The 17,806-nt window shown below is 63.7% G+C and carries 15 protein-coding genes; 7 read left to right on the forward strand and 8 right to left on the reverse strand.

The window, feature by feature from the left end:
• Window positions 1-22 precede the first annotated feature (22 nt).
• From HHL25_RS10665 to HHL25_RS10675, 3 genes are read left to right on the forward strand one after another with little or no spacing between them, the layout of a single operon-like run.
• Window positions 23-1,003: an L-threonylcarbamoyladenylate synthase gene (locus HHL25_RS10665; protein WP_169590143.1), complete on the forward strand. Its 981-nt coding sequence runs from the start codon at window positions 23-25 to the stop codon at window positions 1,001-1,003.
• A gap of 16 nt (window positions 1,004-1,019) precedes the next feature.
• Window positions 1,020-2,447 (forward strand): FAD-binding oxidoreductase, encoded by a 1,428-nt coding sequence (locus HHL25_RS10670; RefSeq protein ID WP_169590146.1) that lies wholly within the window; start codon window positions 1,020-1,022, stop codon window positions 2,445-2,447.
• Window positions 2,444-2,839 (forward strand): winged helix-turn-helix domain-containing protein, encoded by a 396-nt coding sequence (locus HHL25_RS10675; RefSeq protein ID WP_169590148.1) that lies wholly within the window; start codon window positions 2,444-2,446, stop codon window positions 2,837-2,839. The genes HHL25_RS10670 and HHL25_RS10675 overlap by 4 nt, the downstream gene beginning before the upstream one ends.
• 6 nt (window positions 2,840-2,845) lie before the next feature.
• Here the strand turns inward: HHL25_RS10675 and modC are convergent, their stop codons facing one another.
• The 4 genes from modC to HHL25_RS10695 all read right to left on the reverse strand — a co-directional run bounded on the left by modC (window position 2,846) and on the right by HHL25_RS10695 (window position 7,730).
• Window positions 2,846-3,928 (reverse strand): molybdenum ABC transporter ATP-binding protein, encoded by a 1,083-nt coding sequence (modC, locus tag HHL25_RS10680; RefSeq protein ID WP_169590151.1) that lies wholly within the window; start codon window positions 3,926-3,928, stop codon window positions 2,846-2,848.
• A complete protein-coding gene (modB, locus tag HHL25_RS10685; RefSeq protein ID WP_169590153.1) occupies window positions 3,928-4,620 on the reverse strand; it encodes a molybdate ABC transporter permease subunit in 693 nt (230 codons plus the stop codon). The genes modC and modB overlap by 1 nt, the downstream gene beginning before the upstream one ends.
• Before the next feature lie 12 nt (window positions 4,621-4,632).
• Window positions 4,633-5,436 (reverse strand): molybdate ABC transporter substrate-binding protein, encoded by an 804-nt coding sequence (modA, locus tag HHL25_RS10690; RefSeq protein ID WP_169590156.1) that lies wholly within the window; start codon window positions 5,434-5,436, stop codon window positions 4,633-4,635.
• Window positions 5,437-5,525: 89 nt separating this feature from the next.
• On the reverse strand, window positions 5,526-7,730 hold the full coding sequence (locus HHL25_RS10695) for a DUF1217 domain-containing protein (protein ID WP_169590158.1): 2,205 nt from the start codon (window positions 7,728-7,730) through the stop codon (window positions 5,526-5,528).
• A gap of 265 nt (window positions 7,731-7,995) precedes the next feature.
• Here HHL25_RS10695 and HHL25_RS10700 point away from each other — a divergent pair, with 265 nt between their 5' ends.
• Window positions 7,996-8,562: a DUF6101 family protein gene (locus HHL25_RS10700; protein WP_169590160.1), complete on the forward strand. Its 567-nt coding sequence runs from the start codon at window positions 7,996-7,998 to the stop codon at window positions 8,560-8,562.
• Between the two features lie 115 nt (window positions 8,563-8,677).
• On the opposite strand, the gene ubiA is transcribed toward HHL25_RS10700, so the two are convergent.
• The 4 genes from ubiA to HHL25_RS10720 form a co-directional block, all read right to left on the reverse strand.
• On the reverse strand, window positions 8,678-9,631 hold the full coding sequence (gene ubiA, locus HHL25_RS10705) for a 4-hydroxybenzoate octaprenyltransferase (protein ID WP_169590163.1): 954 nt from the start codon (window positions 9,629-9,631) through the stop codon (window positions 8,678-8,680).
• A gap of 75 nt (window positions 9,632-9,706) precedes the next feature.
• Window positions 9,707-10,510: a MipA/OmpV family protein gene (locus tag HHL25_RS10710; protein ID WP_169590165.1), complete on the reverse strand. Its 804-nt coding sequence runs from the start codon at window positions 10,508-10,510 to the stop codon at window positions 9,707-9,709.
• 154 nt (window positions 10,511-10,664) lie between these two features.
• The gene (locus tag HHL25_RS10715; protein WP_169590167.1) at window positions 10,665-11,921 is read right to left on the reverse strand and encodes an SAM-dependent methyltransferase; all 1,257 of its coding nucleotides are present in this window, start codon (window positions 11,919-11,921) and stop codon (window positions 10,665-10,667) included.
• Window positions 11,922-12,068: 147 nt separating this feature from the next.
• Window positions 12,069-14,387, reverse strand: a complete 2,319-nt coding sequence (locus tag HHL25_RS10720) for a Tex family protein (protein ID WP_169590170.1) — start codon at window positions 14,385-14,387, stop codon at window positions 12,069-12,071.
• A gap of 165 nt (window positions 14,388-14,552) precedes the next feature.
• Here HHL25_RS10720 and purD point away from each other — a divergent pair, with 165 nt between their 5' ends.
• The 3 genes from purD to HHL25_RS10735 all read left to right on the forward strand — a co-directional run.
• Complete coding sequence (gene purD / locus HHL25_RS10725; RefSeq protein ID WP_169590172.1) at window positions 14,553-15,824, forward strand: phosphoribosylamine--glycine ligase; 1,272 nt, start codon at window positions 14,553-14,555, stop codon at window positions 15,822-15,824.
• Between the two features lie 114 nt (window positions 15,825-15,938).
• Window positions 15,939-16,415 carry a plant virulence effector HPE1-like domain-containing protein gene (locus tag HHL25_RS10730; protein ID WP_169590175.1) on the forward strand — a complete coding sequence of 159 codons (477 nt, stop codon included), beginning with the start codon at window positions 15,939-15,941 and terminating at the stop codon, window positions 16,413-16,415.
• 390 nt (window positions 16,416-16,805) lie between these two features.
• A partial coding sequence (locus tag HHL25_RS10735) for a cache domain-containing protein (RefSeq protein ID WP_246701813.1) occupies window positions 16,806-17,806 on the forward strand: 1,001 nt, incomplete at its 3' end.

Raw genomic sequence — 17,806 nt, forward strand, 5'->3', positions numbered from 1 at the left:
GAACAGGAAGGCGTTTCAAACCATGGCGCGGATCATTGCGGCCGAAGACGAAGCCGGGGAAGCGATCCCCGCAGCGCTTGCGGTCCTCAGACAGGCGCGACCGGTGGCGATCCCGACTGAGACCGTCTACGGGCTTGCCGCCGACGCCACCGACCCGCACGCGATCACCGGCATCTACGAGACCAAGGGCCGGCCGCGCTTCAATCCGCTCATCTGCCACATGGCCGATCTCGAGATGGCCGAGCGGCATGCCGTGTTCGACCCGGTCTCACGCAAACTTGCCCAACGCTTCTGGCCGGGACCGCTGACGCTGGTCCTGCCGCTGAAACCCGAAAGCACCATCCATCCGCTGGCGACCGCCGGGCTCGACACGGTCGGCATCCGCGTGCCGATCGGATTTGCCGGCGCGCTGATCCGCGCCTTCGACCGGCCGCTCGCGGCACCCAGCGCCAATTCCTCGGGCAAGATCAGCCCGACCACGGCCCGTCACGTCGATGCCGACCTCGGCGACCGTATCGATCTCGTCATCGACGGCGGCCCCTGCCCCGTCGGGGTGGAATCGACGATCGTCAAGGTCGAGGACGGCCGGATCCGCCTGTTGCGGCCCGGCGGCGTGCCGGTCGAGGCGATCGAGGCCGAAACCGGCCTCACCGTCGAGCGCATCAAGGCGGCCGGAACGGCGGCCATCGAGGCGCCGGGCATGCTTGCCTCGCATTATGCACCGAACGCCCGCGTCCGGCTCGACGCTACCTCGGTCAGCTCCGGCGAAGCGCTGATCCGCTTCGGCAGCCGTCAGGTCACCGGCGAAGACGCAGCGGCGACCGTGCTGCAACTCAGCGCGTCGGGAGACCTCGGAGAGGCAGCGGCCAATCTCTTTGGCTTCCTCAAGAAGGCGGACATCGCCGGGATTACCGGTATCGCCGTCATGCCCATCCCGGACGAGGGACTGGGCGAAGCGATCAACGACCGGCTGAAGCGGGCTGCCGCACCGCGCGAAGCGTAAGCCAAGGAGGCCCGGCATGACCAAAAACCTGCCCGAACCGCTGAAGGGTTTCGTCGCCATCGTCGGCGAGGCGAATGCGCTCACCGCGGCCCATGACATAGCCCCCTATCTCATCGAAAGCCGCGGACTTTATCATGGCAGTTCGCCGCTCGTGCTGAAGCCCGGATCGACGGAAGAGGTATCCGCCATCCTGACGCTTGCCAGCGCAACCGGCACGCCGGTCGTTCCGGCCGGCGGACGAACGGGGCATGTCGGCGGCCAGGTGCCGCGCGACGGCGGGGCGGATGTCGTGCTGTCGCTCGAGCGGATGAACCGGATCCGCGAAATCGACCCGGTGGCCGACGTCATCGTCGCCGACGGGGGCTGTATCCTCGCCGACATCCAGAAGGCGGCGGCGGATAACGGAAGGCTTTTTCCCCTGTCGCTGGGCTCCGAAGGCTCCTGCCGGATCGGTGGCAATCTCTCGACCAATGCCGGGGGCACGGCCGTGCTCGCCTATGGCAACATGCGCCAGCTCTGCCTCGGGCTCGAAGTCGTGCTGCCGACGGGCGAAATCTGGAACGGGCTTCGCCGCCTGAAGAAGGACAATTCCGGCTACGACCTGCGCGATCTCTTCATTGGCGCCGAAGGCACGCTGGGCGTCATCACCGGCGCAGTGCTGAAGATGGTTCCGCAGCCGCGCGGCCGGCAGGTCGCCTTTGCCGGGGTCCGCTCTCCCGAGGTGGCGCTCGCGCTTTTCGAGCGCGCGTCTATGTTGTGCGGCACGGCGCTGACCGGCTTCGAACTGATGCCGCGGATCGGCATAGACTTCACCACGCGGCATATCACCGGCGTTCGTGATCCGCTTTCCTCGCCGCATGCCTGGTACGCGCTCATCGACATTTCCACCTCGGATTCGGCGGAAAGCGCTGAGGCGATGATCCACCGTCTCCTGGAAGAGGCAGCCGAGATCGGTCTCGTCGAGGACGCCGCGATCGCGTCTTCGCTCGCCCAGCAGGACGCCTTCTGGCGCTTGCGGGAAAGCATGTCGGAGGCGCAGAAGCCGGAGGGCGGCTCGATCAAGCACGACGTGTCCGTTCCGGTGTCCAGCGTGCCGCGCTTCCTCGCCGACGCCGACAAGGCGGTCCTCGCGCTGATGCCCGATGCGCGGATCTGCGCCTTTGGCCATCTCGGCGACGGCAACATCCACTACAACATCAGCCAGCCGGTCGGCGCCGACAAGGCCGCCTTCATCGCCCGCTGGCGCGAGGTCAATGCCGTGGTCCACGCGGTCGTGCACACCCATGGCGGCTCGATCTCGGCCGAGCACGGCGTCGGCCAGCTCAAGCGCGACGAACTGATCGCCAGCCGTCCGGCGATCGAGACGGAACTGATGAACCGGATCAAGCAGGCCTTCGATCCGGCCGGCATCATGAACCCGGGCAAGATGGTCCGACCGAAATGAACGACCAGGCCATGCGGCTCACCCTCAGGATCGACCTGCCGAACGGCGCCCGCCTCGGGCCGGGTAAGGCGCAGCTTCTCGCGCTCATCGCCGAGCACGGGTCGATCCGCGCTGGCGGGGCGGCGATGGGTATGTCCTATCGCCGGGCCTGGCTGCTCGCCGACGAAATCAACCGGATGTTCCGAGAGCCGTCGATCTTCACCCGGCACGGCGGCAAGAGCGGTGGCGGCGCAGGCCTCACCGATTTCGGACAGACGCTGCTCGCCTGCTGCCGCCGCATGGAAGAAGACGCCCGCAAGGCGCTCGGCGGCGATATCGCCTGGCTGGAGCAGGCGACAAACCACGACTTTTCACAGGATCCGCCCGGGTCCGCAGCGCGCGGCGAGGATTAGAGGTCATTACAGCGAACGGAAAATCCCTTCGCTGGCAATCGATACCGTCTTGAACAGCAGATGGACCGGCACGCCGGGATCAAGCGAGAGCGCGCGGACCGAGCGGCGCGTCACTTCGGCGACCAGCGTCTCTCCGCCGCAATCGACGGAGACCATCGCTGACGTGCCGTCGAAGGTGATGCCGGAGATCGTTCCCGACAGGCGATTGAGCGCGGACATGCCGTCCGGCTCGCGGGTGGACAGCACGATTTCGCTGACCGGCACGAAGGCGCGGATCTGGGTTCCGGGCGCAACCTCGGTCAGACGCAGGAACAGCGGGCCGGACGGCCCCTCCGCAAAGGTCAGCCCCTCCTCCGCGCTGTGACCGGTGACCACCGCATGCACGAAATTGCCGGGCTTCATGCTGCCGGCGGCATGGGCGATCGTCTCGAGCACCGCATCGGGCGCACCGAGCGGGGTCGCCCTGCCATGGTCGATCGCGACGACATGGGTGGCGAGGCGAGCGACTTCTTCCAAGGAATGGCTGACATAGAGGATCGGGATGCCGACCTCGTCGCGGATCCGCTCGATGTCCGGCAGGATCGCCGCCTTGAGCTCGGCGTCGAGTGCGGAAAGCGGCTCGTCCATCAGAAGGAGGTGCGGGCTGGAAAGCAGGGCCCGGCCGAGCGCCACGCGCTGCTTCTCGCCGCCTGAGAGCTCCGCAGGCCGACGATCAAGAAGGGCTGAGATCCCCAGCAGGTCGACCACCCGGGCAAGCGTTTCGCGCCGCTCCGACGCTGGCGTGTAGCGCTGGCCATAGGTCAGGTTCTGGCGGACGGTCAGATGGGGAAAGAGGCGCCCTTCCTGGAAGACATAACCGATGCGGCGGCGATGCGGCGGGAGGAAACGTCCCGTCGCCGCATCGCTCCACACCTCGCCGGCAAAGATGATGCGCCCACTTGTCGGCCGGACGAGGCCGGCGACCAGATTGATCAGGGTCGTCTTTCCCGACCCGGACGGCCCAAAAAGCGCGGTCAGGCCGGAACCGATCGCCAGGTCGGCAACCAGTTCGAAGTCCCCCTGTTCATGACGGACATCGATCTCGAGCATCATGCCGCTCCCAGCCGCAGCGCCAGCCGGCGCGACACGACTTCCGAGGCGACCAGCGCCGCAAGCGACAGCCCGATCGAAATCAGCGTCAGGCGCATCGCGGCATAGTCGCCCCCGGGAACCTGGGTATAGGTGTAGATCGCCGAGGCGAGCGTCTGGGTCTCGCCCGGGATATTGGAGACGAAGGTGATCGTGGCTCCGAACTCGCCCATGGCCTTGGCAAAGGCGAGAACGGCTCCGGCGGCAATGCCGGGCAAAATGAGCGGCAAGGTGACCGTCACGAAGACGGAGAACGGAGAGGCACCGAGTGTCGAGGCCGCCGCTTCGAGCCTGCGGTCGACGGCATCCAGCGATAGGCGGATCGAGCGGACGAGCAGCGGAAAGCCCATCACGGCGGCGGCCAGCGCCGCGCCGGTCCAGCGGAAGGAGAAGACCAGCCCGAACCATTGATCGAGAAAGGCACCGACCGTGCCGCGGCGCCCGAAGGTCAAGAGCAACAGATAGCCGGTGACGACGGGCGGCATGATGAGCGGCAGATGCACGATGCCGTTCAGGAGCGTCTTGCCCCAGAAGTCGCGGCGCGACAGGAGCCAGGCAACGGCAACCCCGAAAGGCAGCGAAAAGGCCACGGCGGTTGCCGCGACCTTCAGGCTCAGCCGCATGGCAGTCAGTTCCTCAGGGGTCAATTCCAACTCGGAAAGACCTCAATTGGTCTTCGCAAGTACCGTAAAACCGGCATCCGTGAAGATCTGGTGAGCCTTGGCGCCCTGCAGATAGGCGAGGAAGGCGGCCGCGTCGTCGGCATTAGTCGCCTCCTTGAGGACGGCTGCGGGATAGACGATCGCAGGATGGCTCGATTCGGGGAAGCGGTCCACGACCTTCACGCCGACGTCGGCCTTCGCATCCGTCTCGTAGACGATACCGAGCGAGGCTTCCGCACGCGAAACCAGCAGCAGCGCAGCGCGGACGTTTTCAGCCTGGGCGACATGGTCCTTGACGCCATCCCATACGCCGAGCGTTTCGAGAGCAGCCTTGCCATAGGTGCCGGCCGGAACCGAGTCGGTGTTGGCCATGGCGAGGTGGCCACCGGCGAGAAGGTCGTTGAGCGGGAAGCCCGGAGCGATGGTGGCCGTGGCGGTCGAGTCCTTCGGCGCGACAAGGACGATGCGGTTGCCGAGCAGGTTCACCCGCGTGTCCGACTTCACGAGACCGGCCTTGTCGAGCACGTCCATCCACTTGAGGTCGGCCGAGACGAAGACATCCGCCGGCGCGCCTTCCTGGACCTGCTTGGCGAGGGCGGAGCTGCCGGCAAAGGACAGCACGGTGTCCTTGCCGGTCTCCGCCTTCCACGTTTCGGCGATCTTGCCCAGGACGTCCTTGAGGCTCGCGGCGGCAAAGACGGTGACCGATCCTTCCGCGAAAGCGGCCGAGACCGGCTGAACAAGAAGGGCCGCGGCCACCGACATGACCGCAGCCAGACGACGCACGGAACGCAGCTGGACAAGCATTTTTCACTCCCTCGGATAATCGTTATATCTCAATGGATATATCGATAGCCGAAAAGAATCAGGATCACAAGGGACCCGAAACGCGCTCGTCAGCTCTTCAGGGTGGCAATCGAGAGGAGCAGGTCGCCGCTGATGCCGGTCGACCCGGAACCGGTCAGGACCGACAGCGCGCCGCTGGAATAGTCGCCATTCTCGGCATCGTACATCGCCATGAAGCGCTGAACGAACTTCTTCACCTCGGCGGGATCCTGCATATCGGCAAAGTCGATATTCTTGTTGATGACCTTTGCCTGCATGTCGACGTCCATGCTGGAGAATTCGTCGGTGAGGCCGAAGGTGACGCGGAAGACTTCCGCCAGGGCGTCATCGGCAATGAGCTCATAGGCGTCGGTGAGGGTCGGGGCCATACGCTCGAAATAGAGCGCAAGGCGCACCGCTTCGTTGCTCTCGCCTTCATTCTCTTCCAGCGTCTGGCGAACATAATCGTTGATCGTGGCAAGCGCTGAGCCGCGCTGCTGGACCGTGCCGACGGTGTCGCGCGTCAGGTTGCCTTCAATGTCGAAGTTGAAGGACGCGACCAGTTCCGCCCACTTGGGGTCGTCCTGCTCATTGACGAAACTCTTGTCGTCGGTGAGATCCGAGCCAAAAGCCTGCTTGAGGAAATCGTCCGTCACGTCATCCGGATTGAAGCCATAGGCGACGAGCACGACATCGACGACGCGGCGATCTGCCAGCAGTTCGTCCACAGACCTGATCCCGCCGATCTGTTTCTGGTAATATTCGCTTTCGGTGGTGGCCGCCTCCTTGGCGGTGGTCTGTTCGTCACCTTCGAGGAAGCGGATCTTGCTGACGATGTAGTTCTTGGCGACCAGCGTGATGTCGAACTGGTTCTGGGCCTGCAGCGGTACGGCAGCATCACCTTCGCTATCGAAGTTGAACATCTGCGCCAGCTTTACGAGGCGCTCGTCGCGCGACTTGTTGGCATAGCTCTTCGGGTCCGTCACATCGCTGAGCAGGACCTTGCGCATCTCGTCCTTGGTGAGCTCCCCCTCTTCGATGCCGAAAGAGCGGCGCAGGACGACCAGAAGCGATTCATTGTCCAGCAGGTCGTCCACGTTGGTGATCTCGTCCAATTTGGACGTGTAGTAGTCGAGGGTCTGCTGCATCGCCGCCTGATCCTCGTCATCGTAGTATTCGGCGTAGGCCGTATTGGTCGAGGCAAGCTGCGTTCCCTGCTGGGCCGCATAACCCGATTTGACGTTTCCGTCGGTGCCGAAATTGAACGCCTGAGCGATTGCCACCCAATCCTCGCCGCCATTGGTGAGCGCGTAGTTGTCGGCTGCGGTCAGGTCGCTGGTGACGATGCTCTTGAAGACCGATGACGTCACGGTGGTGTCCAGTTGGAACGCCGTCTGCACATAGGCGAAGAGCCGGCTATCCGAGGTCAACTGGCTGACGGACGTGATCGTGGCGATCTTCGACTGGTAGTAGGCCTTCTCGCGGGAAAGACTGTATTCCGAGACATAGGTTTGGGCACCGTCGACATAGAGCTTGACGGTCGCTTCCTTCTGCGTGTCGGTTTGCGGGGTCGTACCGGACAGCGTGCCGTCCGTATTGAAGCCGAAGGCCTGGTTGAGCTTGTAGAAGGCCGCCGAATTGTAGTCGTTGTTCGATGCGGCATCCTTGGCCATCAACTGGCTGAGGTAGCTGTCGGAATCACCGAGGTCACTCGTCAGCACCTTGACGAAGTGTTCCTTGGTGTATTTTTCCCGATCGATGCCGTAGGCCTCGGCGAGATAGTCCATCAAGCGGCTGTTCTTCACCAGTTGCTCGGCCGAGGTGATGCTGCCGATCATCGATTCGTAGTAGTAGGTCTCGGCCTCGACATCGTCGGCCTGGGTGACCTGGGCTGCCTTGTAGAGATCGAACAGCTCGGTTTCCTGGGTGGTGGTCTGGGCATCCGTCGTCTGACCGGTGAACTGGTATGCCTGGGCGAAATTGCGATAACGCTCGTCGCTGAGACTGTTGGCGAAGCTCGCGTCGTCGGTCAGGTCGCTTTCCAGCACCTTCTTCATGAAAGCCTTGGCGTAGGTCATTTCCTCAAGGCCATAGGCCTTCATCGCATAGGCGTAGAGGCGGTAATCGTCGAGGAACTCCTCCATCGTCGTCACCTTGCCGATGTTTTCCTCGTAATAGGCCGATTCACGGGCGACCTGACCGTCGCTCGCGGTGCGTTCAAGGCTGGATTTCAGATCGCGAACGACGAGGTCGTAGGCCAGGAAAGTGGACACCATGAAACGGCTCTTTGCGAATGACCAAAGGAATGCCGCTCACCTTCCCAGACGAGCCTTGTCCCGGCCTGACATCATGCACCCGTTCACCGTTTCGAAACCGTACGATGTTCGAAACCGCTAACCATTTGAGCTGGCAAAGTTTTTTTAACCGCGATTTTTAAGCTGTCTCTCAGAGAGCCACGCTACCTTCAGGCCATAGAGGACGAAAAGTCCCAATCAGACGAACGCATGAAGCGCTCTCGGGTAAAACAAGGGTAGCATGAAGATGACGAACACCGTTATGAAGCCCGCATGGGCAGGAGCGACGCTGCGGCTGGATCCGAACCGGTTCCCGCAACAGGTGAGCTATGCAGCGCGGGGCACCTCCGGCGATGTGACGATCACCATCGACGAACGCGGCGCCGTGCTGCGGAAGATCCTGACGGCCAGCGGCCTGCCCCTTTCCTTCGCTCTCCCGGCACGTGCCTTCAAGGGGGTTGCAGCCCGGGCGATCGACCATGGCGACGGCCAGGTCACGGTGACGCTGGAACTGCACCACGAAGATCCCGAACTCTGCATTCCGCTTTTGGTCGCCCACGACCTCTGCGACATCGCCGCCGACTGGCGCAACTGGTCCGAAGCCTTCCGCATTCCGATGCTGATGGTCGAGGCCGACGGCGTCGCCCGGCCGCTCGAAGAACATCTCGGCGACATCCGTGCCCGCGAAACGCAGCCGCGCCGCCGCCACTCCTATTTTGCCGAGCGCCGTCCGCGCTTCCTGGTTCGCCGCACGACGGGCAAGCTGGGCGTGACGATGAAGATTTCCGGCAAGGAGATCATTGCCCGCAATTGAGACAGATCGGCCGCCGCAGCAGATGTCGGGCAGGCCGAAGCGTTAAATTCGCCTCTCCAGCAAAACGGCCCGGACGCTGATCCGGGCCGTTTTGCGTTCCGCAATGGGACAGCCTTCAAGCGAACGGCAGGGCAGCCACGAGGCCGAGGAAAAGGATCGCTCCGATGCGGCCGTTGAACTTGAACAGCGACAGGCACTGGGCGGGATCGTCGATGTCGATCACGGCGATCTGGTAACCCAGCATGACGGCAGCGACCAGCAGCCCGACAAAGGCGAGAAACCCGGCGCCTGCGGCGACGAAGGCGGCAAACAGCAGGATGAGCGTCAGGCTGTAGAGCCCGATCAGCCAGAGACGGGTGTCGTCACCGAAGAGGCGCGCGGTCGAGCGGACCCCGACGAGCGCATCGTCCTCCTTGTCCTGGTGGGCATAGATCGTGTCATAACCGATCGTCCATGCGACCGCCGCCAGATAGAGCAGCACGGCAGAGACCGAGAGCGTGCCGGTCTGGCCGGCCCAGCCCATCAGGCCGCCCCAGGAGAAGGCAAGACCGAGAAAGAACTGCGGCCAGTCGGTGAAGCGCTTGGCGAAGGGATAGATGGCGACAACGGCCAGAGACAGGATGCCCAGCACGACCGAGAAGCCATTGAAGCAGAGCAGCACGGCCAGGCCGACCAGCACCTGCACCAGCAGGAAGAGCTTGGCCTCGGCACGGCTGACGCGGCCGGACGGCAGGGGCCGCGACCGCGTGCGGGCAACGGCCATGTCGATCTCCTCGTCGACGAGGTCGTTATAGGTGCAGCCGGCCCCGCGCATCGCGACCGAACCGACGAAGAACAGGACGAGGTGGAAAAGGAAGATGGCGAAATCCAGCCGTCCCTCGCCCGCAAGGGCGTTGGCGGCGAGCGCCGCCGACCAGAAGCAAGGCCACATCAGCAACTGCCAGCCGATCGGACGGTCCCAGCGGGCGAGCTGCGCATAGGGCCAGGCGGCGGGCGGAAGGATCCGGTAGACCCAGTTGTCGGATGGCGCGTCGGCGACGCGGCCGTTCTGATCGGTAAAGCTGTTCATGGCGGATTGATAGAACAAAGCGGCGGTCAAGGGAACCGCCGCAATGTCCGATCCACCATGTGATGGGCTGTCCGGTCAGTCCAGGCTGAAGCCGAACTTGTAGCTTGCGGAAACGCCGACCAGAACCTGGTTCTTCGAGCCGCCTTCCTGAACCAGGCTGCTTTCGCCGGCCGGTCCGACGAGGCGCTTGTATTCGGCAAAGGCGCTGGTCGACAGGCGGTCGGTCGCCGACCAGGTGAGTGCGGCGCCGGCGCCGACGGACTGCCATCCGCCGTCCGGATCATATTCGCTGTAGCCGGAAGCCGCGGATTCGGCAGCGTTCACACCGTAATAGGCCTTGGAATAACCGCTCGTCGCATAGCGGGCGCGGGGTCCGCCGGAAAGCTGAATGTCGGGCGCGATGTCGGTGAAGGCATCGGCGGAAACGTCGGCGACGACACCGTCATGACTGCGGATGCCCTGGCGGGCCTCGCCGCGCAGACGCAGGAAATCGGTCGGATAGACATCGACGAAACCACCGAGCTCGCCGCCCATCTTGACCTCGGACAATCCTTCGAGGTCCTTCGATGTGTCCTCGTCACGCTTCATGATCAGGCGGCCGGCGACGCCCGCGCGGACGGCATCGGTCTCCAGAAGGCCGATCGAGGCACTGTCGTTGCGCGAGGAAAAGCGCGGGCCGGCGCCCTGGCGGCCGAGCGAGATGATCGGCTGGAAGGACAGTTTCCGGTCGTCGGCACCTTCGTAGCTGGGGGCCGAGATGCCGGCACCGCCGAGCGTCAGGTTCCAGTCTCCCGACCAGAAGTGGTCGCCTGCCAGAACTTCGGCATGAAGTGACGTGACAATGCCAAAGGCGAGAAGGACACGCGCCGGCTTTCGCATATTGCGACCCCATAAAACGAGATACAAAAAGAGGTTCCGCAGGGGGCGGAAGAGATGATGCCTCAATTTTGCACGAATGTTTTACGGAAGCTTTAACCAAGACGGACGGCCGCCACGCGATCTGCGTCCGGCCGTCGAAAGGCTTGCCATCGTCTCAAAACTCCACCTTTTCCAGCGGCACGCGGCGCGCGTCGAAACCGGCGAGAAGGCGCTCGCGCTCGGCGATATAGTCGCGATTGTCCGGAACGGCGGCGTTGCTGCGGGCGATCTGCATCTGGAAGATGAAGAAGTTCTCATGGGTGAACGCCATTTCCGAAGCGGCCAGATAGAATTCCCACATCCGGACGAAGCGCGCGTCGTAAAGGGCCTCGGCCTCCTCGCGGCGCGCAAGAAAGCGTTGACGCCAGAGCCTGAGTGTGCGGGCATAGTGATGCGGCAGGATCTCGATGTCGCGCACCAACAGCCCCGCCTTCTCGACTGCGGGCAGGACCTCGGCGACCGACGGTATGTAGCCGCCGGGAAAGATGTAGTGCTCGATGAACGGGTTGTTGACGCGCGCCGGAAAAGGCTGGCCGATCGAATGCAGCAGCATTACGCCGTCCTCCTTCAACAGTTCTGCGACCTTGCGGAAGAACAGGCCGTAGCTGGCACGCCCGACATGCTCGAACATGCCGACCGAGACGATGCGGTCGAACGGTGCAGCCTTCATCGTGCGATAATCCTGCAGGTCGAAACGGACCCGCCCCGCGAGCCCGCGTTTGTCGGCACGGCCGCGGGAAACTCTCAGTTGTTCGCTGGACAGCGTGATGCCGCTGACCTCGACGCCGGCGGCCTCGGCCAAATACATGCCCATGCCGCCCCAGCCCGAGCCGATCTCAAGCACCCTCTGCCCCTCCTCAAGCAGGAGTTTCGCCGCGATATGCCGTTTCTTGGCGACCTGCGCCTCGTCGAGGGAAAGGCTTTCCGGCTGGAAATAGGCGCAGGAATATTGCCAGTCCGCATCGAGGAAGAGATCAAAGAGCCCGGCGGAAAGGTCGTAGTGATGGGCAACGTTGCGGCGGTTGTGGTTGACCGGCAGCAGGCTACGCAGTCTTGCCAACGCCACGCGCGCCACACCGCGCCAGATCATGCCGAAGGTCAGGTCCTCGGCAAGCGTGTTCGACTTGATGAGCGCGACAAGGTCGTAGATGTCGCCCGCCTCGATGACGAGCCGCCCGTCCATGTAGGTCTCGCCGAGCTTCAACTGCGGGTCGGTGAAGAGTTCATCTTCGGTTCGCTGATCGGCGAAACGCAGGGCGACCGTTTGTCCGCTTCCGTCACCGAACGTCACCCGCCGTCCATCGGCGAAGGTCACCTCAAGCGACCCCGAGCGCACTATCCTTTTCAGCAATCCTTCCAGCTTCGAGGTCATTCCTGTCCCCCAAAAAGGCCTAAATTACTCAAACGACCAAAAACTACCGCGTTTGCCGGGGCAGGCAAGCAAGAGATCGTTATAGACGATTGATAATTTTTGAACGGCCGGGGGAACGGGAGGCGCGTCGCGCCTCCCCCTCGATACCTACTTCTTACGCATGGCCTCGGCGAGCGCGGCGCCGAGGCCACCGATCACCGGGGTGTCCGGCTTGGCTGACGGCCTGGAATTGGCATGGCGCATGGCATTTGCCGAACCGCGTGCATCGCGCATCGACGGCTGAGGTGCCTCGCCGCCATCCTTGCGCATGGTGAGCGCGATGCGCTTGCGCTTCACGTCCACCTCGACCACGCGGACCTTCACCACGTCGCCGGCCTTCACCACCTCGTGCGGATCCTTGACGAAACGGTCGGCGAGCTGGGAGACATGCACCAGCCCGTCCTGATGCACGCCGATATCGACGAAGGCGCCGAAGGCGGCAACATTGGTCACCGTTCCTTCGAGCAACATGCCGACCTTGAGATCGGTGATCTCGTCGACGCCGTCGGCGAAGGTGGCCGTCTTGAAGCTCGGACGCGGATCGCGGCCCGGCTTGTCGAGTTCGGCGATGATATCCTTCACCGTCGGCAGGCCGAACTGCTCGTCAATGAACTTCTTCGGATCGAGGCTCTTCAGCAGGGCGCTGTCACCCATCAGGCTGCGGAGATCGCGGCCGCAGGCGGCGACGATCTTCTTGGCGACCCCATAGGCTTCCGGGTGTACGGACGATGCGTCGAGCGGTTCCTTGCCGTTCGGGATGCGCAGGAAGCCGGCGCACTGCTCGAAGGTGCGGGCGCCGAGGCGCGGAACCTTGAGCAGATCCTTGCGGCTCTCGAACGGGCCGGTCTGGTCGCGATGGGTGACGATCGCCTCGGCGATCGAACCGCCGAGACCGGACACCCGGGCAAGAAGCGGAATGGACGCCGTGTTCAGGTCCACCCCGACGGCGTTCACGGCATCCTCGACGACGGCATCAAGCGAACGGCCGAGCTTGCCCTGGTCGACATCGTGCTGGTACTGGCCCACCCCGATCGACTTCGGTTCGATCTTCACGAGTTCGGCGAGCGGATCCTGCAGGCGGCGGGCGATCGACACGGCGCCACGGAGCGACACATCGAGACCGGGGAATTCCTTGGCCGCGGTCTCGGAGGCAGAATAGACCGAGGCGCCGGCTTCCGAAACGATGACCTTGGTCGGCTTGGGCGCGGTTGCGGGGAATTGCGACAGCATGTCGGCGACCAGTTTTTCCGTCTCGCGGCTGCCGGTGCCGTTGCCGATGGCGATTAGCTCGACCTTGTGCTTGCGGATCAGGCCCGCGAGCTCGACCTGGGTGCCGCGCACGTCGTTCTTCGGCGGGAAGGGATAGACGGTCGTCGTTTCGAGCAGCTTGCCGGTACCGTCGACGACGGCGACCTTGACCCCGGTGCGGATGCCCGGGTCGAGGCCCATGGTCGAGCGCGAGCCGGCGGGGGCGGCCAGCAGCAGGTCTTTCAGATTGCGGGCAAAGACGTGGATCGCCTCTTCCTCGGCGCGTTCCCTGAGCTCGCGCATCAGGTCGAGTGACAGCGAGACGGAGAGCTTGACGCGCCAGGTCCAGCCGGCGACGTCCATGAGCCACTGGTCGCCCGGTCCCTTCTGGCCGATCTCGAAGGCAGCGGCGATGGTGCGCTGGGCGGGCTTGACCGGCGACGGATCGTCCTTGTCGACCTCGATCGACAAGGTCAGCATCTCCTCGTTCCAGCCGCGCAGCATGGCGAGCGCGCGGTGACCGGGCACGGTCGCCCAGCGTTCCGAATGGGCAAAATAGTCGGCGAACTTCTCACCGGCCGCTTCCTTGCCCTCGACCACCTTGGAATAAAGGATCGCGCGATCCTTCATATCGTTGCGCAGGCGGCCGATAAGGTCGGCATTTTCCGAGATTGCCTCGGCGACAATGTCGCGCGCGCCCTCGAGCGCCGCCTTAACATCGGGCACGTCCGCAGTGACATAGGCCTCGGCCAGTTTCGCAGGGTCGGCGGTGCGGTCGGCCCAGATGGCGTCCGCCAGCGGCTGCAGACCCTTTTCGCGGGCAATCTCGGCGCGGGTGCGGCGCTTCGGCTTGTAGGGCAGATAGATGTCTTCGAGTTCCGCCTTGGTCGAGACGGTGAAGATCTTGCGCATCAGCTCGTCGGTCATCTTGCCCTGCGAGGTGATGGATTCGACGATCGCCTTGCGGCGGGCACCCAGTTCGCGCAGATAGGCGAGGCGTTCGGACAGATTGCGCAGCTGCGTGTCGTCCAGGCCGCCGGTCACTTCCTTGCGGTAGCGGGCGACGAAGGGAACCGTCGCGCCCTCGTCGAGAAGCTCGACGGCCGCCAGAACCTGTTCCGGCCGGGCGTTGATTTCGGTGGCGATGATCGCGGCGATGGATTTCAAATCGTCGGCCATGGGCATTCTCCAAATTCACGAGCGGCGACCATAGCCGCGACTGTGGCGAAGGCAACAAATCGCGCGGCCCCTCCACAGGAATGCAGAGCTTCTGGGTTTTTCCTTGACCTTTGCGCCCCCTGCCCTTAACCGCCGGGCATTCCCACGGCATTCGGAGGACGGGCGATGAAAGTTCTGTTGATCGGTTCGGGCGGACGCGAGCACGCACTGGCCTGGAAGCTGGCACAGTCGCCGCGTCTCACCGAGCTTTTCGCCGCTCCCGGCAATCCCGGTATCGCCGATCATGCGACGCTTGTCCCCATCGGCATCGACGATCACGAGGGGCTTCTCGCCTTCTGCCGCGGCCATGCGATCGACTTCGTCGTGGTCGGCCCCGAGGCCCCGCTGGTGGCCGGGCTTGCCGACCAGCTGCGGGCAGAGGGTTTTGCCGTGTTCGGCCCGTCGGCTGCGGCGGCCCAGCTGGAAGGCTCCAAGGGCTTCACCAAGGATGTCTGTGCCCGCTACGACATTCCGACCGGCGCCTACCAGCGCTTCAACAACGCGCCGAAGGCGAAGGCCTATGTGCGGGCTCAAGGTGCACCGATCGTCATCAAGGCCGACGGGCTTGCCGCCGGCAAGGGCGTGACGGTCGCCATGACGATTGACGAGGCGCTATCAGCGATCGACGACTGCTTCGAGGGTGCGTTCGGCGCGGCCGGAGCAGAGGTCGTGGTCGAGGCCTTCCTCGACGGCGAGGAAGCGAGCTTCTTCTGCCTCTCCGACGGAAAGACGCTCCTGCCGCTGGCGACCGCCCAGGACCACAAGCGGGTCGGCGATGGCGACACCGGACCGAATACCGGCGGCATGGGTGCCTATTCGCCGGCGCCGGTGATGACGGCCGACATGGTCGAGCGGACCATGAAGGAAATCATCGAGCCGACCATGCGCGGCATGGCAGAAATGGGCATGCCGTTCTCGGGCGTTTTCTTCGCCGGGCTGATGATCACCGCCAAGGGGCCGGAACTGATCGAATACAATGTCCGCTTCGGCGATCCGGAATGCCAGGTGCTGATGATGCGTCTGAAGAGCGACCTGCTCGAGATCCTGCATGCTGCAGCGACCGGCCGTCTAGACGAGGTCTCCGCCGAATGGCACGACGACACGGCGCTGACGGTGGTGCTCGCATCCAAGGGCTATCCGGGCAGCTTCGAGAAGAACACGCCGATCCGTGCGCTGCCCGAGGCAAGCGATGGCGCAAAGGTGTTCCATGCCGGCACCGCGATCAAGGACGGGCAGCTGGTGGCGACCGGCGGGCGCGTGCTGAACGCAACGGCTCTCGGCACGACCGTGGCGGACGCCCAGAAGGCGGCCTATGCGCTCGTCGATCAGGTTTCATGGGACAACGGGTTCTGCCGCCGCGACATCGGCTGGCGGGCGATCGGGCGCGACAAGGGCTGAATTCGTCCCGAAATCCGGCAAAAAAACGCAGATCGATAAAATTCGAACGATCCATCTGACCGGATGGCAACATTCGTCGGCTAAATCTCCTTCAAACAATTCGGGGATTTCGCCATGCGCAAGCTTCTTCTGACTGCTGTTCTTCTGGTCGCCGGCGGCCCGGCATTCGCCTCGTCGATCGAGGTCGTGGGCTCCGCAGCGCCGAAAAGCGCCAGCATCGTCGTGATGAAGTGCACGAACTGCCCGGCCCCGAAGGTCGAGGAAGACGCGAAGGCCTACAAGGTGCCGCAGGTCGCACCCGGATCGCAGGCCGCCGAAATCGTCGACATCAACGGAGAAAAGAAGCTGAAGCGGGCCGAAGCCTGGCTCGGCGGTTCGCCGGTCGTGTTCATCAGTTCGGCAGAAGGCTGGTCGACCGACGGCACCAGGATCGCCGCCTCGGCAACCCTCCCCGATGACGGCATCGATGTCGACGCAACCACGGCGGCCGTTTCGAGCACCGGTGCAGCCGCCCCCATTGCCGCTTCGATGGGTGGGGCCACGTCTCCCAAGGCGCTCGACGTCTCGACCTACGAACTGCGCCTCAACTGAGGCCTGCCCGCTTCCCTGCCCCACTCCAGCCATACGATCCGGGCTGCACGGGCAATCCGCAGACGATGCGGGACAAACGCCTCGGCTTTGCCGGGGCGTTTGGTCGTTGGACGGAGGGCGCATTTACCAAGCCCGTAAACGCGCATTTTCTAATTTATCCTTTATTTTTATATATTTAGGTCATGTCTAATGCAGTCGCACTTGACACTATTTTCCTATGAAAACTGAGGGTTAACTTATAGTCAGGGCGACATAATTCAAATTTTACACACTCAGCCCAATTCTGAGCGCATAACCCGGTAGCCCCATGATGGGTGCGCTGGCGAGCGCCAAGAGACCTCGCAGGGATCGGTAGGATGCCGACCGGACCATTCGATTGAGCGAGGACCTATGAAAAACCTGAAAATTTCCCACCAACTCTTCATGCTGATCGGGGCCCTGATGCTCGCGTTCGGCGTGGCCACCGTCTTCCAGATCCGCTCCGCTTCGGAATCGATCTATGCCGAGCGCTACGACATGCTGCGCACGCAGACCGAAGCCGGCATCTCGATCATCAAGGGCTTCGACGAGCGCGTCAAAGCCGGCGAGCTTTCGCTGGAAGACGCCAAGGCTCAGGCCTTCAAGACACTGACCTCCGTCAAGTACGAACCGAACGGCTATCTGTTCGGTCTCGACTATGACGTAACGATGATCTTCCATCCCATCCAGAAGCAGGTCGGCCTCTCCCAGAAGGGCCAGCCGGACAAGATGGGCAACATGTTCCGCGACGCGATGGTCGCAACGGGCCGCAACGGCGGCGGCGTCACCGAATACTTCTGGGAGAAGCCCGGCGGCAAGGAAGGCGACGTGTTCCTGAAGGCCAGCTACAGCCTTGCCTATGAACCGTGGAAAGTCGTCGTCGGCACCGGCGTCTATATCGACGACCTGCAGGTCAAGATCAACGCTATGATCTGGAAGGCCGTCATGATCGGCGGCAGCGTCGTGCTGCTCGGCCTGATCGCCGCCTACTTCATCATCGGTGGCATCACCAAGCCGCTTGCCGCCATTCACGGCGCACTGGGCGCGGTTGCCGACGAGAATGTCTCGATCGCCATCCCGCACACCGACATGGGCAACGAAGTCGGCATGATGGCCAAGGCCACCAAGGCGCTGCAGGAGAAGGTCCGCGAACGTCACGCCATGGCCGCCCGTCAGGAAGAGCAGCAGCACCAGCTCGACACCGAGCGCCAGCAGAATGCCGACATGCAGCAGGCCGACGCCGCACAGCAGGCCCGCGTCGTCTCCACCATCGGGGCAGCACTCGAAGAACTCGCCCGCGGCGACCTCACCGTCCGCTGCGGCGATCTCGGCCCGAAATATGCCGCACTGCGCGACAACTTCAACGAAGCCCT

Origin of the sequence: Rhizobium terricola, from assembly GCF_012927355.1 — a bacterium.
GTDB lineage: Bacteria > Pseudomonadota > Alphaproteobacteria > Rhizobiales > Rhizobiaceae > Allorhizobium > Allorhizobium terricola.